This window comes from uncultured Acidovorax sp., assembly GCF_964021665.1.
Lineage (GTDB): Bacteria > Pseudomonadota > Gammaproteobacteria > Burkholderiales > Burkholderiaceae_C > Acidovorax > Acidovorax temperans.
The window spans coordinates 25,176-47,517 of record NZ_CAXIAK010000007.1; the positions used below are offsets into that span (position 1 = coordinate 25,176).

Genomic DNA, 22,342 nt, shown 5'->3' on the forward strand with positions numbered 1-22,342 from the left:
CTTCGCAGTGCCGTGACTGCTCGGGCGGAGCAATGGCCCAAGCCCATACCGCCCTATTTTTTCAGTGCGAATGCCTACCTTATAGAATGGGCCGCGCATGTCTTTGACCACCCTCGTACTCCTCCCATTCATTGGCAGCCTGCTGGCTGCCATCCTGCCGACCAATGCGCGGAACACCGAGTCCACCTTGGCGGGTCTCGTCGCGGTGTTTTGCGCCATCCAGGCGGCTCTGTACTTTCCAGACATTGCCAATGGCGGCGTGCTGATTCAGCACATTGAATGGATTCCCCAGCTCGGGCTGAACCTGACGCTGAGGCTGGACGGGTTTGCCTGGATGTTCTGCTTGCTGGTTCTGGGGGTGGGCAGCCTGGTGGTGCTCTATGCGCGCTACTACATGTCCGCGGCCGACCCGGTGCCTCGCTTCTTCTCGTTCTTCCTTGCCTTCATGGGCTCCATGGTGGGCGTGGTGCTGTCGGGCAACCTGATCCAGATCGCTCTGTTCTGGGAACTGACCAGCCTGTTCTCATTTTTGCTGATTGGGTATTGGCACCACCGCAAAGACGCCAGGCGAGGCGCCCGCATGGCGCTCACGGTCACCGGCACGGGCGGGCTGTGCATGCTGGCGGGGATGCTGGTGCTCGGCCACATCGTGGGCAGCTATGACCTGGACACAGTGCTGGCCTCGGCCGCCAAAATCCAGGCGCATCCGCTGTACCTCACGGCGCTGGTGTTGATTTTGATGGGCGCACTCACCAAGAGCGCGCAGTTCCCCTTTCACTTCTGGCTGCCGCGTGCGATGGCTGCGCCCACCCCCGTGTCGGCGTACCTGCACTCGGCCACCATGGTCAAGGCGGGGGTTTTTTTGCTGGCACGGCTGTGGCCGGTGCTCAGCGGCACCGAGCCCTGGTTCTGGCTGGTGGGCGGTGCGGGCTTGTGCACCTTGCTGATTGGCGGCTATGCGGCCATGTTCCAGAACGACCTCAAAGGGCTGCTCGCCTATTCGACCATCTCCCACCTGGGCCTCATCACCCTGCTGCTGGGCCTGAACAGCCCGTTGGCCGCCGTGGCCGCCGTGTTCCACATCATGAACCACGCCACCTTCAAGGCGTCGCTGTTCATGGCCGTGGGCATCATTGACCACGAAACCGGCACGCGCGATATCCGCCGCCTGTCGGGCCTGCGCAGCATGATGCCCATCACCGCCACGCTGGCCATGGTGGCCAGTGCCGCCATGGCGGGGGTGCCGCTACTCAACGGCTTTTTGTCCAAAGAGATGTTCTTTGCCGAGGCTGTGCTGGTAGACGCCACCCCCTGGTTGCAGTGGTTGCTGCCCGTGGCCGCCACGGTGGCGGGCATGTTCAGCGTGGCCTATTCGCTGCGCTTCACGGTAGACGTGTTTTGGGGCCCACGCGCCACCGATCTTCCCCTCACGGCCCACGAGCCCCCGCACTGGATGCGCGTGCCCGTGGAACTGCTGGTACTGGTGTGCGTGATTGTGGGCACGCTGCCCGCATGGTCGGTCGGCGCCTTCCTGGCAGCGGCAGCACGGCCCGTGGTGGGCGGCGACTTGCCTGAATACAGCCTGGCCATCTGGCATGGGGTGAACATGCCGCTGGTGATGAGCCTGGTGGCACTGGCAGGCGGAATCGTGCTGTATGCCTTGTTGCGTTGGCAACGCGCCAAAGGCACGCTCGACGCACCACCGCTGATGCACCGGATTGACGGCGAACGCCTGTTTGCGGGTGCGCTGGCGCGCCTGAGCCTGGGCGGGCGCAATGGCCGCCGCGCCCTGTCCACCAAGCGGCTGCAGTGGCAGATGCTGTGGCTGGTCGCTGCTGCCGTGGTGGCCAGCAGCTGGCCACTTTGGTTGCGCGGCCTGCACATTGGCGACCGCGCTGGCTTGCCACTGTCACCCGTCTTTGCGGTGCTGTGGATGATTGGCGGTGCCTGCGCCGTGGCGGCTGCATGGCAGGCCAAATACCACCGCCTGGCGGCCCTGACGCTGGCCGGGGCTGCGGGGCTTTGCGTGTGCATCACGTTCCTGTGGTTCTCTGCGCCCGACCTGGCACTCACACAGATCGTGGTGGAGGTGGTCACCACCATCCTGATCCTGCTGGGACTGCGCTGGTTACCGAAGCGTGACGAAAATCTGCGCCCCTCCTCACAAGCGCAGGAGCGACGCACCCTGCTGCGCCGCTGGCGTGACATGGCCCTGGCCATAGCGGCCGGTGGGGGCATGACGGTGCTGGCGCTGGCCATGATGAGCCGCCCCTTCCCTGAAAGCACCTCCACCTTCTTCCTGGAGCGGGCACTGAGCGAGGGCGGGGGCACCAACGTGGTCAACGTGATGCTGGTGGACTTCCGGGGCTTCGACACCTTCGGAGAAATTGTCGTGCTGGGCATCGTGGCCCTCACGGTGTATGCCCTTCTGCGGCGCTTCCGGCCCGCGCGTGAAGTCATGGACTTGCCACCACAACAGCGCGCGCTGCCGCCCGATGTGGCCACCGATCTGGCCAACCCACGCCAGACCGCCGACACCGCCGTGGGCTATTTGACCGTGCCTGCCGTGTTGGTGCGGCTGCTGCTGCCCTTTGCCACCTTGGTGGCGGTCTACCTGTTCATGCGCGGGCACAACGAGCCGGGCGGCGGCTTTGTGGCCGGGCTGCTGTTTTCGGTAGCGCTGCTGCTGCAATACATCGTTTCAGGCACAACCTGGGTGGAAGCCCATCTGGCGCTCTACCCCCGCCGCTGGATTGGCACCGGCATGCTCGTGGCCCTGGCCACGGGGCTGGGCTCCTGGTGGTTTGGTTATCCGTTCCTCACCAGCCACACCGCCCACTTCTACTGGCCGTGGGTGGGCGAGGTGTACATTGCCAGCGCCTTGTTCTTTGACATTGGCGTGTTCACACTGGTGGTGGGTTCCACCCTGCTCATCCTCACGGCCATTGCCCACCAATCGGTGCGTAGCCACCGATTCCACGCGCGCGTGCAGGCAGACGAAGCCGAGGCCGCCGAAGCGGCATCCACGAGCACAACAACAGTTCCACCGATGGATTCACCGGTTGGGTCCTCAGCGGCCCGCGCGCCTTTCACACCCCATCCCCAAGGAGGCCAATGATGGAAATGGTTTTGGCCCTGGCCATCGGGGTACTCACTGGTTCGGGTGTCTGGCTGCTGCTGCGTCCCCGCACCTTCCAGGTCATCATGGGCCTGGCCCTGCTGTCCTACGCGGTCAATTTGTTCATCTTCAGCATGGGGCGGCTGGGCCTGGCCATCGGCAAGGAGCCTGTGCTGCAGCCCGGCCTGCCGCAAGACTTGGCGCACTATGCCGACCCCATGCCCCAGGCGCTGGCCCTCACGGCCATCGTCATCGGTTTCGCCATGACGGCCCTTTTCCTGGTGGTCTTGCTGGCATCGCGCGGCCTGGCGGGCACCGACCATGTGGATGGCACACACGCCGAAGATGCGGGCGACTGGCATGACTCCTACCAGGACTCATACCACGACGCCCTTCCTCGCTCCACCCCAGAGGGGCAAGGACAAGGCACGGCGCAGCCCTCTCCATCCGGACTAGCCAGCCCCGGAGGGCGCCAACCATGAACGCCATCCTCTCTTTTGTGGCCTCGCACTGGATGCCGCACCTCATCCTGGTTCCCATCGTGCTGCCACTGCTGACGGCGGGGCTGATGCTGCTGCTGCGCGAAGAGCAGCAGCGCAGCAAGGTGACCCTCAACCTGGGCTCCACCGCGCTGGGGCTGCTGGTCGCCGTGCTGTTGTTGCTGCAAGCAAAGCAACCAGGCATGCCGGGCAGCCTGGGTATCTACCTGCCGGGCAACTGGCCGGCGCCCTTTGGCATTGTGCTGGCGCTGGACAGGCTCTCGGCCATGATGCTGGTGCTGTGCTACAGCGTGGCACTGGCAGCAGCCGCCTACGCCAGCGCACGCTGGCACCGGGCCGGGGTGCATTTTCACCCCCTGTTCCAGCTACAGCTGATGGGGCTGGCCGGGGCGTTTCTCACGGCAGATCTGTTCAACCTGTTCGTGTTTTTCGAGATCATGCTGGCCGCTTCGTACGGCCTGCTGCTGCACGGTTCGGGCCGCCCGCGCGTGTCTGCGGGCCTGCACTACATCGCCATCAACCTCGCGGCGTCTTCGCTGTTCCTGATTGGCGCGTCCATGCTGTACGGCATCACCGGCACGCTCAACATGGCAGACCTTGCCCGCAGCATCGCTGGTGTGGCCAGCACCGACCGGGGGCTGCTGCACGCGGCCTGCGCCATTCTGGGCGTGGCCTTTCTCATCAAGGCAGCCCTGTGGCCGCTCAACTTCTGGCTGGTGCCCGCCTACAGCGCCGCCACCGCCCCCGTAGGCGCACTGTTTGCGCTGATGACCAAGGTGGGCGTGTACGTCATCCTGCGCCTGTGGACCTTGCTGTTCAGCCCCGATGCCGGCCCATCGGCCCAGTTCGGCAGTGCCTGGCTGGTGGGTGGCGGCATGGTGACCATGGCATTTGGCGCGGTGGGCATGCTGGGCTCGCAGCGGCTGGGGCACTTGGCGGGCTTTGCCGCCATCAGTTCATCGGGCACGCTGCTGGCGGCCGTGGGCATGGGCCACAACCAGCTCACCGGGGGCCTGCTGTACTACCTGCTCAGCTCCACCGTGGCCGTGAGTGCGCTGTTCCTGCTCACCGACCTGATTGAGCGCTGGCGCAACGACGGCTTCAGCGTGGCCCCCTATGAACGCAAGGACGACGCCCCCTTCCTCTCGGCCGACCTGGTGCACAGCGCCTCTGCGCCGCTGGATGACGATGAACAGGAAGTGATCGGCGAGGTCATTCCCGCTGCGGCCGCATTTCTGGGGCTGGCCTTCATCACCTGCACGCTGGTGGTCGCGGGGCTGCCGCCGCTGTCGGGCTTCATCGGCAAATTTGCGCTCATCCACGCCCTGCTCAATCCGCTGGGCCTGGGCACGGCGGGTGCCCCGCTGGCCATGAGCAGCTGGGTCATGGTGGGGTTGATGCTGGTGTCGGGTCTGTTCGCCCTGGTGGCGCTCACACGGGTGGGTGTGTTGCATTTCTGGTCAGCACACGACCGCGCTGCACCCAAGCTGCTGGTGATGGAAGGCCTGCCAGTGGCCCTGCTGGTGCTGATGTGTGCAGCCCTGGCCTGGAAGGCCGGGCCCGTGCTGCGCTACACCGAGGCCACCGCCAACGCGCTGCATGCACCGGCGGGTTACATCCGTGCCGTCATGTCTGCCCAGCCCGTTCCCAACCCCACGGCCGCACCCGCAGGGTCGCAGCAAGAAACCAGGCCATGAAACGCATCGTCCACGCCCTCTTGCCCACGCCTGTGCTTTCCATCGCGCTGCTGGTGCTGTGGCTGCTGCTCAACCGTTCGATGAGTGCAGGGCACATCCTGCTTGGTACGCTGCTGGCCCTGGCCATTCCCCGCCTCACGGCCGGTTTGCGCCCGCTGCCGGTGCACATCCACAGCCCTTGGGCTGCGTTCAAGCTGGCCTGCACGGTGGTGGTTGATACCACCCAGTCCAACCTGGCGGTGGTGCGGCTGCTGCTGCGGCCCAGTTCCCGAAAGCACCCTGCGGGTTTCGTGCGCATTCCCCTGGAGATGCGCGACCCCAACGCCCTGGCAACGCTGGCCATGATCGTCTGCATCACCCCCGGAACGGCCTGGGCAGAGCTGGCGCTGGACCGCAGCGCCCTGCTGCTGCATGTGCTGGAGCTGGACGACCCCGAGGCCGTCATCGCCCATGTCAAACAGCGCTACGAACGCCCCCTCATGGAGATTTTTGAATGACCCCCGTGCTGCAATGGGCCCTGCCGCTGGCCCTCATCATGCTGGCGCTGGCCATGGGTTGCGCGCTGCTGCGCATGCTCAAAGGCCCCTCGGCCCAAGACCGCGTACTGGCGCTGGACTGCATGGCGCTGAACGGCATGTTGCTGATGCTGGTGCTGGGCCTGCACTACAGCAGCAAGAACTACTTTGAAGCCGCCCTGCTGCTGGCGCTGCTGAGTTTTGTGAGCACCATGGCCATGGCCAAATTTCTGCTGCGTGGCGAGGTGATCGAATGAGCCCCGCTGCCGTGGCTGCCCTGCCCCTGTGGGCCGAATGGCTGGTGGCGGCGCTGGTGCTGCTGGGCGCCGGGTTGGCGCTGCTGGGCACCATCGGCCTGCTGCGCCTGCCCACCTTCTTCGAGCGGGTGCACGCACCGGCCATCATCTCGACGCTGGCCTGCTGGTGCATTGTGTGGGGTTCAGTGCTGTACTTTTCGATGGAAAGCGGCGAGCTGGCGCTGCACGCCCTGCTGATTGCCGCCTTCGTGTCCATCACCGTGCCGGTGAGCACGATTTTTCTGATGCGCGCGGCGCTGTTTCGTGCGCGGCAGGCCAATGACAACGTGCCCCCCAACCTCAGCGCCCCGGCCGGTAGCCCGCGCAAAAGCTCCTGATTTGATAGCGCCTTGCGCTTGATGGACGAGCTTGCGGCACGAAATTGTGCTGAATCCACCCCCGCTTGAGCACTAGAATCGCGCCATGATCGCTCCCCTTGCCATTTGCATCGGTGCCAGCCTGGGTGCACTGGCCCGCTGGCGCCTGGGGTTGTGGCTCAGCCCCGGCGGGTTGATCCCCTGGGGCACCTTGGTGGCCAACCTCATCGGGGGTTACCTCATTGGTGTGTGTGTGGCCGTGTTCCAGGCCCTGCCCCAGCTGGACCCGGCCTGGCGCCTGGCGCTGGTCACCGGCTTTCTGGGCGCGCTCACCACCTTCTCCAGCTTTTCTGCCGAAGTGGTGGGCATGCTGCAACAGCAGCGCTACCTGCTGGCCCTGGGCACCGCCGCTGCTCACTTGCTGGGCTCACTGCTGCTCACCATCGTGGGGCTGCACAACGCTACATTTTTGATAGCATATCGCGCTTGACACACCTGCCTTGACGTCACTTTTCACTATCAAAGCAGGCCGCGCGCCAAAGCACTCGCCATTCCTTTTGTGACCCTATCCGACGCTAAAACCATGGAAGCCAACACCCAACTCAACGAACGCCGCCTGGCCGATGCCTGGGCAGAGCTGCACGCACACACCACCAACGGAAACCCGCTGCAAGCCGACGCCTATCGCATTGCTTTTGCTGACCCTGAATTCCTCTTCCGCCGGGAAACGCGCGGCATCCGTTTCCAGCTCGAAATGCTCAAGCCCGACCTGGGGCAGGCCGAAGCAGGCATTGAAAGCACCGTAGTGGTGTTCGGCAGCGCCCGGTTTGTAGACCCGGAGACAGCCCAGCAGCGCTTGACCGATGCCGAGGCCAGCGGCGACGCAGCCCGCATCGCACTGGCCAAGCGCGACGTGCGCAACGCCCGCCATTACGACCTGGCCCGCCAGTTCTCACGCCTGGTGGCGCAATACAGCAATGGCAAGCCTGAAGCCGAACGCCTGTACATCTGCACCGGCGGCGGCCCCGGCATCATGGAAGCGGCCAATCGCGGCGCGCACGACACGGGTGCCATGAACGTGGGCCTGAACATCGCCCTGCCCCATGAGCAAAACGGCAACCCGTACATCACGCCGTCGCTAAGCTTCAAGTTCCACTACTTCGCGCTGCGCAAGATGCACTTCATGATGCGCGCCAAAGCTCTGGTGGCTTTCCCCGGCGGTTTTGGCACGCTCGACGAATTGTTTGAAGTGCTCACGCTGGTGCAAACCGGCAAAGCCAAACCGGTGCCCATCGTGCTGTTTGGCACCGCCTTCTGGAAGAAGCTCATCAACTTCGAGGCCTTGGTCGAAGAAGGCACGATCTCGCCCCAAGACCTGGGCCTCTTCCTCTATACCGACGACCCGCAAGAAGCCTGGGATTTCATCAAGGGGTTCTACGGGCTGTAAAAGCCTGTTGACGGTCACTGGCACGCCCCGGCACCGCACCAGGCTGCCGGGTGCGAAGCCGAAACCTCAGCTCAGTCCTCAATGCCGCGCTGTGCAGGCACGCCTGCCTTGAAGGCGTGCTTGATGAGCTTCATCTCGGTCACCGTGTCGGCCAGCTCGTTGATCTCTTCGGGGCAGCGGCGGCCGGTGAGCACCACGTGCACGTCCTTGGGCCGGTCGCGCAGGGTTTGCAGCACGCCTTCCAGCGGCAGCCAGCCGTAAATCAGCGGGTAGGTGATCTCATCGAGCACCACCATGAAATGCTCGCCCCCCATGATGGTGGCGCGGGCCTTTTCCCAGCCATCGCGGGCCAGTTGGGCGGAATGCTCCAAGTCCTGGCTCTTCCAGCTGAAGCCGTCGCCCAGCCCTTCGATGGGGATGCCGATCTGCTCGAACATGCGGTGCTCGCCGAACCGGGCGGTGGGCACTTTCATGAACTGGTAGATCTTGACGGCCTTGCCCCGGCCATGGGCGCGCAGGGCCAGGCCAAAGGCTGCGGTGCTTTTGCCCTTGCCATCGCCGGTGTTGACGATGATGAGGCCACGGCGTTCGCCCTCGGGTTTTTCGTAGCGCTTCTCGGTGGGGGCGGCTTCAATTTGCATGGGTGGGGTTCTCGTTCAAATCGGGGGAATGCGGCGAAGCCGTGGGATGCAAGCGCGGCAGCGCCATCCATTGCCCGGCCACGCTGTGGATGGCAATGCGGTGGTCAAACACGCGCTCTACCGCACGGTGTGTGTCGGGGTCTGCCGCGGCGCCGTGGTGCACGATGCGCCCGCGCGCCAGCACGGCCACATGGTCGGCCTGCAGCGCCATCGATACCTCGTGCAGCACGCTCACCACCGTCTTGCCTTCGGCCACCAGGGCGCGCACCAGCAGCAGCCAGTCGGCCTGGTGGGGGGGGTCGAGGTTGGCCAGGGGTTCGTCCATCAGCAGCACCTGCGCCTGCACGGCCAAGGCGCGGGCCAGCAGCACGCGCTGGCGCTCGCCACCCGAGAGGCCGCCCAGCGTGCGCTGGCGCCAATCCCACGCGTGGGTGGCGCGCAGGGCTTGCTCTACTGCGGCGTGGTCGGCGGCGCTGGGCGGAGCCAGCCAGGGCTGGTGCGGCAGACGGCCCAGCATGGCTACGTCATACACGGTGAGATCATCGGCCGCCGCTTCGTTCTGCCCCAGCCATGCCAGCGCCCGCGCCTTGTCGCGCCGGGGCCAGTCGGCCAGCTCGCGGCCCAGCAGGTGCACCGTGCCGGTGTGTGGCATCAGCCCCGCCAGTGCGCGCAGCAGGGTGGATTTGCCGGCGCCGTTGGGGCCGACGATGCTCGTCCAGCACCCCGCCAGCAGCGGCAGATGAATGTCTTGCAGCACAGGACACGGACCCACGCTAGCGCCCATCTGGTGGGCGTGGATAGCTATCAATTGAGGAGCATGCAACATGGTCACAGCACGCCCCCTTGGCCGGTGCGCCGGTGCATCAGCCACAGCAGGTAGCCACCGCCCAGCACGGCGGTGAGCACGCCCACCGGCAGCTCTTGCGGGGCGATCACCCAACGCGCCAGCACGTCGGCACCCATCAGCAGCACGCCGCCCATCAGGCTGGCCAGCAGCACCAGCCAGGCGTGGGTGACTTTGGCCATGGAGCGCACCAGGTGCGGCGCAGCCAAGCCCACAAACGCGATCAGCCCCGTCTGCGCCACGGCCGTGCCGGTGGCCAGGGCCAGCACAGCCACCAGCGCCAGACGCATGGGGGCCAGCGGCAGGCCCAGGCTGGCGGCCGTGGCCTCGCCCAGGCTCAGGCCATCGAGCGCGCGGCTGAACACCCAGGCCGCCAAAGCGCACACGCACCAGGCCGCAGCCATCAGCACGCATGAGGCCCAGCCCATGAAGCCCGCACTGCCCAGGTTAAAGCCCTGCATGGACGGAATGATGTCGGGCGCGGCCAGCGTGATGAGGTCTTTGACGGCGCCCAGCACCACGCCCACGATCACCCCGGCCAGCAGCAGCCGCAGGGTGTGCTGCACGCCGCGCGCCAGTTGCAGCGTGAGCAGCACGGCCAACACGGCGCCCACAAAGGCAGCGCCCGTCAGGCCCAGCTTGGCCAGCCACACCGTGGCTGGCGCCACGCCAAACAACGCCAGGGCTGAAGCCACACCCAGCGATGCGCCCGAGGCACTGCCCAGCAAAAACGGATCGGCCAGCGGGTTGCGAAACAGCCCCTGTGCCACGGCGCCTGCCAGGCCCAGCAAGGCCCCCGCCAGCCAGGCGCCCAGGCTGCGCGGCAGGCGAATGTCCCACACGATGCGAGCGGCCAGGGGGTCGTCGGCCAGGCGCAGCACGCTGTCAAAACCCGTGCTGCCCACGCTGGCGCCCAGCCCCGCCAGCAGCACGGAAAGCGCCATCAAGCCCAGCAACAGCCAGGCTGCGCGCTGGCGTGCCGTGGCAATGCGGGCGTGGGGCGTGGGGCTGCGGGCAGCGGCTGGGGGCATGGTGGATTCGCTCATGGCCGGGCCGCCACGGGCCTGGGCTGGCGGGCCATCTTGTCGTTGATGCACTGGGCCATCAGCCGGGCGGCCTCGGCCATGCGGGGGCCGGGGCGCACCACGGTGTCCGAATCGTCCGGCCCAAACACGCACAGGCGCTGCTCACGCACGGCCTTGATGGTGTCCCACCCTGGGTACGGCACCATGTTCTGCATACTACGGTTGCCCATCATGATGAGGTCGGGGTTGGCGCGCACCACAAACTCGGGGTTCAGGCGCGGAAAGGGCCCGAGCGATGCGGGCACGATGTTCTTCACGCCCAGGCGCGTGAGCGTCTCGCCAATGAACGACGACTCGCCCGCGCCGTAGGGGCCACGGCTCACTTCAAAGTACACGCGGGTGTTGCGGGCCTCGGGCGCCAGGCTCTGGGCGGCGGCAGACACAGCAGCGTCGATCACGCGCCACACCTTGCGCGCGGCATCGTCGGGCTGGCCGAGCAGGCGGGCCATGGTGGCCAGCACACGCTGCACGTCGGCATGGGTTTTGGGCTCCAGCGTGACGACCTTCACACCCAGCGCCTCCAGCCGCTCGCCTGCGCGGGATGAGACGGACATCACCACCACGTCGGGCCGCAGGGCCACGATGGCCTCGATGTTGGGGTCCAGCCCACCGCCCACCTTGGGCAGCTTCTGCACGCTGGCAGGGTAATTGGAATAACGGTCCACGCCCACCAGGCGGTGACACTGGTCCAGCGCACAGACGGTTTCGGTCAGCGACGGCAGCAGGCTGACGATGCGCAGTGGCGCCTGGGGCAAAGCCACGGTGCGGCCCCGGTCGTCTGTGACGCGCACGCCCGTGGCAATGGGCGACGCATTCGCCGCAGCGCCCTGCGCGCGCGCCAGCGACACCATCAGCACCATCAGCACCAGCAACAACAGCACGATGGCCAGCACCATCAAAATGCGGCGCACGGGGGTGGGTTTCATCGCAAGGGTTCTTTCAAGGTCAGCGGCAAGCCGGCCGCCATCAGCGTGACGCGCTCGCACGCCTGCGCCACTTGCTGGTTGAGCACGCCCAGCGCATCGACAAAGGCGCGCACTTCGCGGCCCATGGGAATGACGCCCAGGCCAATCTCATTGCCCACCAGCACCACAGGGCCTGGGGCTTGCTCAATCGCTATCAAAAAGTGAGCTGCTTGCGCTTTCCAGTCAAGCGCCAGAGCCTGTTTTTGCTTCAAATCCAGATCCTCATCACCTGCAGGCATGAGCCAGTGGGTCAGCCACAGCGTGAGGCAATCCACCACCACCAGCGTGTGCGCGGTGCTGTGCGTTGCCAGGGCAGCCGCCAGGTCGCGGGGTTCTTCCAGCGTCTGCAGGCCGGGCACGCGCTCGGCCCGGTCGCGCTGGTGGCGGGCAATGCGCTCGCGCATCTCGCCATCCCACGGCTGGGCAGTGGCGATAAGCAGCGCGTTGTGCGCGGGCGATTGGGCCAGCCAGTCACGCGCCAGCAGCTCGGCGCGGCGAGACTTGCCGCTTTTTTGGCCGCCGAGGATCAGTTCGGAGCGGCAGGGTTGCAGCACGGCACTGCTCATGCCACGGCCCCACCCAGCAGCCGCGCCACCGCCACCGGATTGGAGGGGAACCAGGCGTGGAAATAGCTGGCGTGGATGCTGCCCAGGTGGTACAGCGCCTCGCCCGCATCGGCCGCCACGGGCTCATCAGGCCGCGAGGTGCGCGACGCCACAGGTGCATCGCTTTGCGCGGTGGAATAGTGGAAGGTGTGCCCACGCAGCGTGTGCCCATCCACCACCAGTTGCTGCGGGCCCAGCGCGGCCAGGCGCTTGTGCACCGTGACATGGCCGGGCAGCAGGCCCCACACAGGGTGCTGGGTGCCGTCCGTCAACGTGATGGATTCGAACAGTGCCATCATGCCGCCGCACTCGGCCCACAGGGGTTTGCGCTGCAGCACATGGGCCATCAGGCTGGCCTTCATGCCGGCATTGGCTGCGATGCGTTCGGTGTGCAGCTCGGGATAGCCGCCGGGCAGCCACACGGCGTCGCATTCGGGCAAGGCGGCATCATCCAGCGGCGAGAAGAACACCACGCGCGCGCCCAGTTGCTCCAGCGTTTGCAGATTCGCCGCGTAGGTAAAGCAAAACGCGGCATCACGCCCCACGGCCACGGTGCGGCCCGCAAGCAAGGCGGGCACAGGCGTGGTGTTGTCAGGCGCGGGGAAGTCCACCGCCCAGCGCTGCAGGTCTTGCGGGGTCATCTGGCCCAGCGGGGTGGCGGCCAGTGCGTCGGCGGCTGCGTCCAGCCGCTGGGCGCTGTCGGCCAGCTCGTGCGCGGCCACCAGGCCCAGGTGGCGCTCGGGCAGCAAGGCGGCGCCCTGTTTGCTGGCGGCGGGGGCATCGCCATGGCTCACGCGTATCAGCGCGCCCATCCAGTCGGCGCTGTCACGCAGGCCATCGCGCAGCATCTGCGCATGCCGCTCGCTGCCCACGCGGTTGGCCAGTACACCCGCCCAGGGCATGCCGGGGCGGTAGTGCTGCAGGCCAAAGGCCAGCGCGCCAAAAGTGCCCGCCATGGCCGATGCATCGACCACCGCCAGCACCGGCACGCCAAAGTGCTGTGCCAGGTCGGCCGCGCTGGGGGTGCCGTCAAACAGGCCCATCACGCCTTCGATGAGGATGAGGTCGTTGCTTTGCGCCGCAGCATGCAGGCGCTGGCGGCAGTCGGCCTCGCCGTTCATCCACAGGTCCAGCTGGTGCACAGGCTGGCCACTGGCCAACTGGTGCCAGTGCGGGTCCAGAAAGTCTGGCCCGCACTTGAACACCTGCACACGCAGGCCCCGGCGCGTATGCAAGCGCGCCAGCGCCGCCGTCACCGTGGTCTTGCCCTGCCCCGAGGCCGGGGCAGCAATCAGCAAGGCGGGGCAGCGGGCAGCGGCCTGCAACGGAACTGCGGGTGTCACTGCGGCGCCCACTTCAGGCCCACAAACAGCGTGCGGCCCGCGGTGGCATAGTTGCGGGCCAGCTGGTAGTCCTTGTCGGTCAGGTTGTCCACTCGGGCCAGCAGGGTGTAATCACGCGCAATGCGGGTGCTGGCGTACAGGTTGACCAGGGTGTAGCCGCCCAGCACGTTGGTGTTGGCCACCGTGTCAAAGCGGCGGCCCGAGGCCTGCACTTCGGCCCCCAGAGTCCAGCCAGCCACCACGGTATCGGCCCCGAAGGTGCCGTGGTGCTTGGCGCGGCGGGCCAGTTGCTTGCCGGTGTCGAGGTCACGCGGGCGCTGCACATCAAGCGAGCCGTGCAATTGCACGGGGCCGATGCGGTGCGAAGCCGCAAAGGTCACGCCCTTGTATTCGGCGCGGGCCGTGTTGGCATAGCAGCCAAACGTGGAGGCACAAGGCCCCGCCCCGGCGAACGAAATCAGGTCACGCACCCGGTTGCGAAAGGCCACCACAGAGAAGCTGCTGCTGCCCTGGGCATAGCGCAAGCCCAGCTCTGCGTTGCGCGCTGTCTCGGGGCTCAGTGAAGCCACGCCGTACTGGCTGAAACGCTGGTACAGCGTGGGCGCACGGAAGGCCGTGCCCACCGATGCCGTGGCGCGCCACTGGGGCGTGATGGCGTAGCCATAGGCCACGCTGCCGGTGCCCTTGCCACCAAACTCGCTGTCTTCGTCGTGGCGCACATTGACCTGCACCGTGTGCCCACCGGCGTTGTAGCCATAGCCCAGCGCCACACCGTTTTGTGAGCGGCTGCGGTCGATGGGGTTGTTTTCCAGGCGGTCTTCGCGGCGCTCCAGCGCGGCTGTGACCAAGTGCGCACCCTCGCGCCATTCGTTCTGGAACAGGTAGCCGCGCAGGCGCGTGTCCGACAGGTACACCGAGGGCTTGGTTTCGTATTCGTCGCGCGAATCGGTCACGCTGAACTTGGTTTTGTAGGCGCTGCTCCACTGTGCCTGCCAATTGAGGCCCAGCGCATGCATGGTGCGCAGGGCGCGGTCATCCTTCCCCAGGCCACTGTCGTAGCCGCTGTTGGTGTCGCCCACCATCAGCGTGCCTTCGAGGCGGTGCACGCTGTTGAGCTGCACGCCCACGCGGGCATTGCCGGCGGTATTGCGGTAGCCATCCTTGTCAGGGTTCTGGCCAGCGATGGGGCGGGCGTTGAAGCCATCGCTCTCGTCACGCAGCAGGCCCAGTGCGTAGTCCACGGTGCCACTGGCACCGCTGACACCAGCTTCGAGCTTGGTGGTGCCCCGGTTGCCTACGCCTACCGACACAAACGGCGCAAAGCCCTTTTCTCCGCGTTTGGTAAAGATCTGGATCACGCCGCCCAGGGCGTCCGAGCCGTACACCGCGCCTGCCGGGCCGCGCAGCACTTCGATGCGGTCAATCAGTCCGAGCGGAATGGATTCCCACGCGGCGCCGCCGGTGGATTGCGAGTCCATGCGCACACCATCGATGTACACGGCGGTAAAACGTGATTCGGCACCACGCAAAAAGAGGCTGGTGGTCGTGCCAGGGCCGCCATTGCGGGACATTTCCACCCCGGGCAGACGGGCCAGCAAATCACCCAGGCCTGTGGCGCCACTGCGCTCAATGCTGTCGCGGTCCACGATGGACACATCGGCCACCAGGTCGGACAAAGGCTGCTGCATGCGGGTGGCAGCGACGACGGTTTCAGACAAGGAAGGCGCGCGCAGGTTCTGCGCCAGCAGCGCGGAATCTGCCATGTTGACCTGGGCCTGGGCCGTGAAAACGCACAGCCCTGCACAGGCCAAAGCCAGCCGACGGGGGCGCAAGAACGACAACGCCTGGGTGCGGGCGCGCGGTGTGAAGTACTTCATGATGGGAACGCAATCATCAAATAACCCGTGCCGGCCTCCCCGCCAGCGTCTGGGTGATACGGCTGCGCAGCGTCTTTCATCAACGCTGGCAACCACCATGTTGGCCGGTATCCGGGCTGGCAGAGCACCCTCCAATGCCTTCCCAGGGCTTGTTCAAGGCTCCCAGTGGCGTGTGAGTGGAGAGGGGATCGGGCGATCCGTCTGCTGACCGTTGCGGGGGCAGCGCAGGTGGGGCTTGCCACGGCGATGGGGCTACCTTCCTGCTTCCCGTTGAACTGCAGTCTGTGAACCAGCCTGCGAGCACCAACCGTCGGATTTTAAAACCTTGCGGCACCCCGTCCGAAAAAGACAACCCTACAATTGCGATCTCTATGGCTGAACCCTCCACCACCGACCAGATCGCCGAGCGTGTCGAGCGCCTGCTCTTGCGCCACGCCGAGTTGCAACGCACCAATGCCTTGTTGGCAGATCAGGTCAGCGCCCTGACGCAGGAACGCGACTCCCTGAAATCGCGCCTGAACGCGGCTCGCGCCCGGATTGACGCACTGCTCGAGCGGCTGCCTGCCAACGCCCCTGTCACCCCTGTCCACAAGGACGCCGAATGAAGCAAATCGAGGTCCAAATCCTGCAGCAAAGCTACCTGCTGGCCTGCCCAGACGGACAGGAATCACGTTTGCTGGACGCCGTGGAACGGGTGGACACGGCCATGACCCGAATCCGCGATGCAGGCAAGGTGCGTGCACGCGAGCGCATTGCTGTATTGGCGGCGTTGAACCTGGCTTTTGAAGTGGCCGACCGTGATGCCGCCGCAGCCCAGGCAGCCGCGCAACCTGCGCCAGCCGCAGCACCCACCTCTGCAGTCGCTCCAACTGAAGAAGAAACATTGCGCCTGCAGAGCTTGCTGAGTCGGCTGGATCAGGCTCTCGGGCAAGACGGACAGTTGCTGTAATTCCCTCCCCGTTGGGCAAGGTCATCGCCACGCTCTGCATTCCCCCTGACCCACCGTCACAGGGTGATGCACCATTTGACTGGATCTTGGGTACGCACCAGCGACCCGGCCCGAACGCCGCCGCGGTACTGTCCTATCCGCCTGCAGGGCGATAGCCAAGCGCCTACAATGCAAGGGTCTGCGGTGCTGCCGGGCTTTATATTTCCTTGAACCAATGCTCACTGAGCACGGGCTTGGTACATCGCCTGATGAGCGTGATCGTCTCGCGTCAGATGAACCCAACGTCAGGCTGCCCTCGCCCACCTGAACCCCCGGTTCAGGATGCCGGTTCGGTGGCATTCGCAGACACCTTCTTCCTGGCTGGTGGTCCCACTCATCATCCCGGGTGCGGCCTCTACGCCCCTTCAATGCCCCTCCTGTGATTCTTCGATGCTGGATCCCCTATTGATTGTTGAGCTGGGTTTATTGGGTTTGTGCACCGGCTTCCTGGCGGGGCTCTTGGGCATTGGTGGCGGCATGCTGCTGGTGCCTTTTCTGACCTACCTGCTGGGCGCAAGGCAGGTGGCACCAGACCTGGCCGTCAAGATGGCCATCGCCACATCGATGGCCACCATCGTGTTCACCTCGGTATCCAGCGTGCGTGCACACCACAAGCGTGGAGCCGTGCGTTGGGACATCGTCACCAAGCTCGCTCCAGGCATTGTGCTGGGTGGCTTTGTGGCCAGCCTCGGTGTGTTCGCACTGCTCAAAGGCAGCTTCCTCGCCGTTTTCTTTGGCCTGTTTGTGAGTTTCTCAGCAGTGCAGATGTTTCTGGACAAGAAGCCTGCCCCCACTCGCCAGATGCCTGGAACCGCAGGCCAACTGGGCGCTGGTGGCTTCATCGGCTTTCTGTCTGGGCTGGTCGGTGCAGGGGGTGGCTTTGTCAGCGTGCCCTTCATGACATGGTGCAACGTACCCATCCACAATGCGGTTGCCACCAGTGCTGCCCTTGGTTTTCCCATCGCGCTGGCCAACGTGGTGGGCTATGTGATCAGCGGCCAGTCGGTTACCTCTTTGCCTGCAGGTTCTTTGGGCTACGTGTGGCTACCTGCTCTGGGCGTCATTGCCACCTGCAGCGTGCTCACTGCCCCTCTGGGGGCCAAGGCAGCCCATAACCTTCCGGTCAAAAAGCTCAAACGGGTGTTTGCCAGCCTGCTCTTCGGCTTGGCCGCCTACATGTTCTGGAAGGGCGCCTTCGCGTCCTGATGGGTCATCGACCGCGCGGGCTCTGACTACATAGGTGGGCTCGCTGCGATGCGCAGCGATCCCGGGCGCAGCGCCGGGGAACTGATCAACCCTGAATCCGCTGCTGCACCAGCTCAGGGTTGAGCACCAGTTCACCAAAATCCTCGGGCGTAAGGCCCGGGGCACACAAAAAACCCTGGAATTGGTCGCAGCCCATTTGCTGCAGCAGTTCTTTTTGGGCCAACGTTTCCACCCCCTCAGCCACCACTTTTATGCGCAGTGCATGCCCCATGCTGATGACGGCACCCACGATGGCACGGTCGCCCTCATCTTCAGGCAAACCACGCACGAAGGACTGATCCACCTTGAGCTTCTGGATAGGCAGCTTCTTGAGGTAGCCCAGATTGGAGTACCCCGTTCCGAAGTCATCAATCGCCAGGCGCACACCCAGGTCCCCCAGCACTCTCAGACGCTGCTCTGTCTCATGCGCATCCTGGAGCAGGATGCTTTCCGTCAACTCCAATTCCAGCCAATGAGCCGGGAGCTGGTACGTGGCCAGCAACGCAGTCAGCCGATCGATAAAGTCAGGCTGCCTGAACTCTAGTGCCGAAACGTTGACCGACACCACCATGGGGTGCCCCAACTCCACCCATCCGGCGCACTGACGGATGGCCTGCTCCATGACCCAGGCGCCCAAAGCAACGATGTAGCCACACTCTTCCGCCAAAGGAATGAACACTGCAGGAGACACCGCACCAAGATCCGGATCCCGCCACCGAAGCAAGGCTTCGGCACCCGTGATGCGACCTGTCTCCAGATTGACCTGAGGCTGGTAATGCACAGCCATGCGATCCAATCCCAATGCCTGCCGCATGGAATGCTCCAGCTTCATGCGAGATAGCAAGTTGGCATTCATTTGGGGTTGGTAAAAGCCATAGCTCCCGCGCCCCCTGTCCTTGATGCGGTACATGGCCGTATCTGCCTGCTTGATCAGATCGTCCAGTGACAAGCCATCATGCGGGTACAACGCAATACCGATGCTGCACTGAATGGAGAAACCCATGTCATCCAGCGTGAACGGCCGCAGCATCTCATCCAGAATGCGCCGCGAGACACCCTCGGCCACCGTGGCATTTCCTCCATGCAGGTAGATCACAAACTCATCTCCACCCAGCCGACAGAGCATGTCGGTCTGGCGCAGGCAGGTTTGCAGTCGCTCCGCCACCAGCTGAAGAACCCGGTCACCAAAGGGATGCCCCAACGAATCGTTGATGATCTTGAAACGATCGAGATCCAAAAACAACACGGCGAAGCCATCAGACTGCTCCTGCGCATCCGCAATCGCGGTTTCCACGCGCTGTGACAGCAACAATCGGTTGGGCAATCCCGTGAGGACATCGGTGTAAGCGAGCTCCTTGATCCGCTTTTGAGCGTTATGCTGGGCAGTCAGATCGCGCATGAAGCCAATGCTCTGCATGACCTTCCCGCCATCGTCGTACACGACGACCCAGGAAAGCTGCACCGCACAAGGCGGCAAGCCGACCCGCGGCAGCCAAAGCTCCCCCTCCCAGAAACCCGATGTCTTCCATCCCGCTTTCACGTCAGTCATCCAGCGGTCTGGACTTTCTAGCTCGAAGAGCGAGACTGCGGGCTGGCCCACGTGCAACTCTGTTGCCGAGCCAATCAGCTTCAGGCAACCAGGATTCATGCGCAGGATACGGTGCTGGCTGTCTGCGATGAAAATGGCGTCGAGACTGGATTCGAACACCCGGGCAGCCAGACGCAAATGTGCCTGCGTTTCCGCCTGACGCGTGACGTCACGGAATGAATACACCCTGCCCACCGGCAGACCATGACTGAACTGCGGTACCGAGCGGCGCTCCAGCACGGTGCCTTCGGTCAGTTCAAGGATGTCCGAGCTCTCCTGCATCGGATCGGCAGCAATCTCCCGCAACCGCTCGGAATACAGCTCTGCCTCACGCACCTGTTTTGCCATGTGCGCAAAAACGGCCGGATCATCACGTCGCGTGAGCAGCTCCGCAGGGATGCGCCAGATGTTGACCAACCGCTGGTTGAAAGCTCGAATGCTGCCATCCATGGCGCACACCAGCATGCCATCTGCCGCGGAGTCCAGGGTAGCCCTTAATTCCGATAGCAAAGTCTCCAGCTCTCGCTCGGTAGAACGTTGCGCCGTCAGATCTATCATGGTCAGGAGGAGAGCCCCTCCTCCATTTGGGAGGGTCACTCCGCGTACGCTTCGCTCCACAGGCACGAGGGCACCGCTGGCATGCAACACGCTGGTCTCTGAATGAATGCCTTCTGCCAGGGACTGCACCGGCTGAGACCAAAACGCAAAGTCTTGTGGAGTGGCTGCCAAGCCTTGAACGGGCGTGTTTACCAATTCGTGGACGGGCTTACCCACCAGCTCAGCTACAGCGTGGTTGGCGGCAAGAATGTGCAGGGAGGTCTCATCTACCAGGCAAACCGCTTCCAGCATCGCGTCCAGCCAGGACTGCGGCAAGGAATAAGTCACGACGCCTGGGCCTCTGTGTCAGGAGCGTCGGAGTTCACGGCACGCTCAAAGAAATAGCAGATGCGCTTGCGTGGAGACAGATAGTCCAGCGCATCACGGGGCAACTGAGATGGCTTCAAGCTGCGACGAATACCCAGCTCAGGGACGGACTCCAGGTCCAAGATCGGAGCCTCGTCTTTGGGAACGCGCGAGTCATGCACGATCACCCGAGGGCGCAGGGGGCGCGAGGAATTGACCGAGGCCACGATGGCATAACGGTCGTTCACCAATTGGACGATGGAGCCCGGGGGATAGACCCCCATCATGCGGATGAAAGCGCCGAGCACTACAGAATCGAACCGTGCCTTGTGCTGCGCAAAAATGATCGACAGGGTTTCGTGGGGGGTCAGACCTCCGCCCCCGACCGGACTGCACATGCGGTCGTAGTGGTTGACCAGGGCCACCACCTGGCTGGAGCGCCCCAATTCCGAAGCACGCCTTTGCAGCGGGAATCCAGAACCATCCACCATTTCGTGGTGCTGGGCAATCGTCGCGAGGACTTCCTTGCCCCATCCCATGCGGGTGGCAAGAGCGACCGATGCAGCGACATGACTTTCATACTTCACACGCTCTGCGGGCGTCATGGCGGGTGAGGCAAAAGCGACGCTCAACGGCATGCCGACCTTGCCGATGTCATGCAACAGCGCTGCAACTCCCAAATCATGAAGCTCGGCGCTTTTCATCCCGAGTGCCTTGCCCAGCAGCAGACTGAGAACCATCACATTGACGGGGTGCAAGGCCCCGGGTTCTCCTACCCCCTCGGAAAGAAGGCGAATGGCCGAATCCCCATTTTCCAGAAGGTCTGTAACGCACTCGGCAACCAGCGACTGCCCTTCTGCCTGAGCCAGCTGGGGCTGCTGGGCCACCAGCTTTTCCATCGACATGTATTGCTTGGTAGCCTGGCGAAACCGCCGGTCACAAGCGAGGAGCGACGCATTCTGAGCTGCGAGCAACATTCTGCGGCGCAACGCTGCCGACTCGCCTGGCGAGGAGTAAGTGGGCTGTTCTGCAGGCGCGCCGCTGGAGTCCGCCGAGCCATCAGTTGCATTGCCAGATGAATCTGCGGGGGTGGCCAGCAACCCATCGCGAAACTCTGGATCGCTCTTTTTAGGAAGAACTTTGACGCTTGTGAGCCCCAATTCGCGCAAAGTGGCAATCTGCTCTGCCGAACCAATACGAAAGCTGCTCACCGGAAAGGGATGGTGCATCCAGCCCAGATCCAACTGGATATACATGCCAATACGCAATTGGCTTATATCGATGAGAACGAACGTATTCACAACAGCCCGGGAATAGGAAGCAAAAGGTAACAATAGAACCACAATTGTTGGGGCCCATTATCACCACTTCTGATGCTTCCTTGAGGAACGTGGTGTCTCGCCTCGGATGCAAATGTCTTTTGCATGCTCAGTGCAGACAGCCTCTTAACAAGGGAGAGATTGGTTCACGTTAGCTGCGATGTAATCGCTCCTGACGTATGCAGAGCGCGGGCTCACCACACAAAGGAATGCGGAGCGGCTCGAACGTCAATGCGCACGGTCGCCCTTCGACACGCTCGGTCCTGAAAACGCTGCTGCCTCAGGCCTATGAACACCTCAACGGCACCAGAGCGAGGGCTTGTATACCAAATCCATCCACAACGCCCACACGGCGACACCGCAGAGAAGAGCGCCACTGATGCGCGTGCCCCAGTCACCCCGCAGTGAACCCAGACGCTGCCGTACCCACCGCCAGGCCAAGGGGCCACCCACGAGCCAAAGACCGCTGCCCACAGCAAACAGCGCCATGGTCCAAGCACCCTGCAAAGGCCCGCCGCTGAGTGCCGCCACCAGCAAGGCCGAATAGAGCAAACCGCACGGCATGAATGCCCACAATGCGCCAGCACTGGCCACACCTGTTGACGAACCAAGCAGCGGCTGGACACGCCCCCAGACTGAACGGCCCGCCTGTTCAATCCAGGCTGGCTGTCGCGACTGGATCAGCATCATCAACCCCCACGCCAGAATGGCCACGTGCGTCAGGGTCCACAAAGGCCTAAGTGCCATGGTTTGCTGTGTAAGCCAAGCCAAACTGTCCATGGCCCAGGCCGCGATGGCACCCAGCGCCGCATACCCAACGATGCGCCCCCCATGAAAAACCCCTGTGCGCAACCACGGCTGGACGGAACGAGGCTTTTTATTTGTCCATTGAATAGGCTGCTCAAGCGCAGTCAAGCCTTCCGGCTTGCGCCCTGCCCCCACCACCGCAGCGCACGGAGCAGAGCACATGGCCAAGCAGTGGCTACCACCCACCAAACCCATGACCAGGGCGGTCCATGCAACAGTAGCCGACATGCTGTTCGTAGCCC

At 64.3% G+C, this 22,342-nt stretch carries 20 protein-coding genes, 1 pseudogene and 1 riboswitch; of the genes and pseudogenes, 11 read left to right on the top strand and 10 right to left on the bottom strand.

Annotation, left to right across the window (positions count from 1 at the left end; translation table 11 throughout):
* Positions 1 to 97: 97 nt before the first annotated feature.
* The 8 genes and pseudogenes from AADJ04_RS02675 to AADJ04_RS02710 all read left to right on the top strand — a co-directional run bounded on the left by AADJ04_RS02675 (position 98) and on the right by AADJ04_RS02710 (position 7,890).
* Positions 98 to 3,118 carry a monovalent cation/H+ antiporter subunit A gene (locus AADJ04_RS02675; protein WP_341238666.1) on the top strand — a complete coding sequence of 1,007 codons (3,021 nt, stop codon included), beginning with the start codon at positions 98 to 100 and terminating at the stop codon, positions 3,116 to 3,118.
* Positions 3,118 to 3,459, top strand: a pseudogene (locus AADJ04_RS02680) (Na+/H+ antiporter subunit C); the annotation flags it as partial. The gene AADJ04_RS02675 and the pseudogene AADJ04_RS02680, both read left to right, overlap by 1 nt.
* A gap of 137 nt (positions 3,460 to 3,596) precedes the next feature.
* Positions 3,597 to 5,315, top strand: coding sequence for a monovalent cation/H+ antiporter subunit D (locus tag AADJ04_RS02685; RefSeq protein ID WP_341238667.1), 1,719 nt, complete (start codon positions 3,597 to 3,599; stop codon positions 5,313 to 5,315).
* A gap of 5 nt (positions 5,316 to 5,320) precedes the next feature.
* Positions 5,321 to 5,812, top strand: a complete 492-nt coding sequence (locus AADJ04_RS02690) for a Na+/H+ antiporter subunit E (RefSeq protein ID WP_341238693.1) — start codon at positions 5,321 to 5,323, stop codon at positions 5,810 to 5,812.
* Positions 5,809 to 6,087 (top strand): K+/H+ antiporter subunit F, encoded by a 279-nt coding sequence (locus AADJ04_RS02695; protein ID WP_044398599.1) that lies wholly within the window; start codon positions 5,809 to 5,811, stop codon positions 6,085 to 6,087. Before AADJ04_RS02690 ends, AADJ04_RS02695 begins: the two co-directional genes overlap by 4 nt.
* Positions 6,084 to 6,464: a monovalent cation/H(+) antiporter subunit G gene (mnhG, locus tag AADJ04_RS02700; RefSeq protein WP_066693592.1), complete on the top strand. Its 381-nt coding sequence runs from the start codon at positions 6,084 to 6,086 to the stop codon at positions 6,462 to 6,464. Before AADJ04_RS02695 ends, mnhG begins: the two co-directional genes overlap by 4 nt.
* Positions 6,465 to 6,549: 85 nt before the next feature.
* Complete coding sequence (crcB, locus tag AADJ04_RS02705; RefSeq protein WP_288484648.1) at positions 6,550 to 6,933, top strand: fluoride efflux transporter CrcB; 384 nt, start codon at positions 6,550 to 6,552, stop codon at positions 6,931 to 6,933.
* Positions 6,934 to 7,026: 93 nt separating this feature from the next.
* Positions 7,027 to 7,890, top strand: a complete 864-nt coding sequence (locus AADJ04_RS02710; protein ID WP_341238668.1) for a TIGR00730 family Rossman fold protein — start codon at positions 7,027 to 7,029, stop codon at positions 7,888 to 7,890.
* A gap of 71 nt (positions 7,891 to 7,961) precedes the next feature.
* Here AADJ04_RS02710 and cobO read toward each other — a convergent pair whose 3' ends face one another.
* From cobO to AADJ04_RS02745, 7 genes are read right to left on the bottom strand one after another with little or no spacing between them, the layout of a single operon-like run.
* On the bottom strand, positions 7,962 to 8,531 hold the full coding sequence (cobO, locus tag AADJ04_RS02715) for a cob(I)yrinic acid a,c-diamide adenosyltransferase (protein ID WP_142080998.1): 570 nt from the start codon (positions 8,529 to 8,531) through the stop codon (positions 7,962 to 7,964).
* The gene (locus tag AADJ04_RS02720; protein WP_341238694.1) at positions 8,521 to 9,357 is read right to left on the bottom strand and encodes an ABC transporter ATP-binding protein; all 837 of its coding nucleotides are present in this window, start codon (positions 9,355 to 9,357) and stop codon (positions 8,521 to 8,523) included. The genes cobO and AADJ04_RS02720 overlap by 11 nt, the downstream gene beginning before the upstream one ends.
* Positions 9,358 to 9,359: 2 nt before the next feature.
* A complete protein-coding gene (locus AADJ04_RS02725; RefSeq protein WP_341238695.1) occupies positions 9,360 to 10,406 on the bottom strand; it encodes an iron ABC transporter permease in 1,047 nt (348 codons plus the stop codon).
* A gap of 11 nt (positions 10,407 to 10,417) precedes the next feature.
* Positions 10,418 to 11,386, bottom strand: coding sequence for a helical backbone metal receptor (locus AADJ04_RS02730; RefSeq protein WP_341238669.1), 969 nt, complete (start codon positions 11,384 to 11,386; stop codon positions 10,418 to 10,420).
* Complete coding sequence (locus AADJ04_RS02735) at positions 11,383 to 11,991, bottom strand: bifunctional adenosylcobinamide kinase/adenosylcobinamide-phosphate guanylyltransferase (RefSeq protein WP_341238670.1); 609 nt, start codon at positions 11,989 to 11,991, stop codon at positions 11,383 to 11,385. The genes AADJ04_RS02730 and AADJ04_RS02735 overlap by 4 nt, the downstream gene beginning before the upstream one ends.
* Entirely contained in the window at positions 11,988 to 13,373 is a 1,386-nt protein-coding gene (locus AADJ04_RS02740; RefSeq protein ID WP_341238671.1) for a cobyrinate a,c-diamide synthase, read from the bottom strand. Before AADJ04_RS02740 ends, AADJ04_RS02735 begins: the two co-directional genes overlap by 4 nt.
* Entirely contained in the window at positions 13,370 to 15,136 is a 1,767-nt protein-coding gene (locus AADJ04_RS02745) for a TonB-dependent receptor (RefSeq protein ID WP_341238696.1), read from the bottom strand. The genes AADJ04_RS02740 and AADJ04_RS02745 overlap by 4 nt, the downstream gene beginning before the upstream one ends.
* Positions 15,137 to 15,334: 198 nt before the next feature.
* A riboswitch (cobalamin riboswitch) is annotated at positions 15,335 to 15,573 on the bottom strand.
* Between the two features lie 48 nt (positions 15,574 to 15,621).
* Here AADJ04_RS02745 and AADJ04_RS02750 point away from each other — a divergent pair.
* From AADJ04_RS02750 to AADJ04_RS02760, 3 genes are all read left to right on the top strand, one after another.
* Entirely contained in the window at positions 15,622 to 15,855 is a 234-nt protein-coding gene (locus tag AADJ04_RS02750) for a hypothetical protein (RefSeq protein ID WP_066782403.1), read from the top strand.
* Positions 15,852 to 16,199 (top strand): cell division protein ZapA, encoded by a 348-nt coding sequence (locus AADJ04_RS02755; RefSeq protein ID WP_066693610.1) that lies wholly within the window; start codon positions 15,852 to 15,854, stop codon positions 16,197 to 16,199. Before AADJ04_RS02750 ends, AADJ04_RS02755 begins: the two co-directional genes overlap by 4 nt.
* A gap of 429 nt (positions 16,200 to 16,628) precedes the next feature.
* Positions 16,629 to 17,444 (top strand): sulfite exporter TauE/SafE family protein, encoded by an 816-nt coding sequence (locus tag AADJ04_RS02760; protein ID WP_044398622.1) that lies wholly within the window; start codon positions 16,629 to 16,631, stop codon positions 17,442 to 17,444.
* Positions 17,445 to 17,529: 85 nt separating this feature from the next.
* On the opposite strand, the gene AADJ04_RS02765 is transcribed toward AADJ04_RS02760, so the two are convergent.
* From AADJ04_RS02765 to AADJ04_RS02775, 3 genes are all read right to left on the bottom strand, one after another.
* Complete coding sequence (locus AADJ04_RS02765) at positions 17,530 to 19,920, bottom strand: EAL domain-containing protein (RefSeq protein WP_341238697.1); 2,391 nt, start codon at positions 19,918 to 19,920, stop codon at positions 17,530 to 17,532.
* 32 nt (positions 19,921 to 19,952) lie between these two features.
* On the bottom strand, positions 19,953 to 21,275 hold the full coding sequence (locus AADJ04_RS02770; RefSeq protein WP_341238672.1) for a DUF3391 domain-containing protein: 1,323 nt from the start codon (positions 21,273 to 21,275) through the stop codon (positions 19,953 to 19,955).
* A gap of 315 nt (positions 21,276 to 21,590) precedes the next feature.
* On the bottom strand, positions 21,591 to 22,328 hold the full coding sequence (locus AADJ04_RS02775; protein WP_341238673.1) for a sulfite exporter TauE/SafE family protein: 738 nt from the start codon (positions 22,326 to 22,328) through the stop codon (positions 21,591 to 21,593).
* Positions 22,329 to 22,342: the final 14 nt, after the last annotated feature.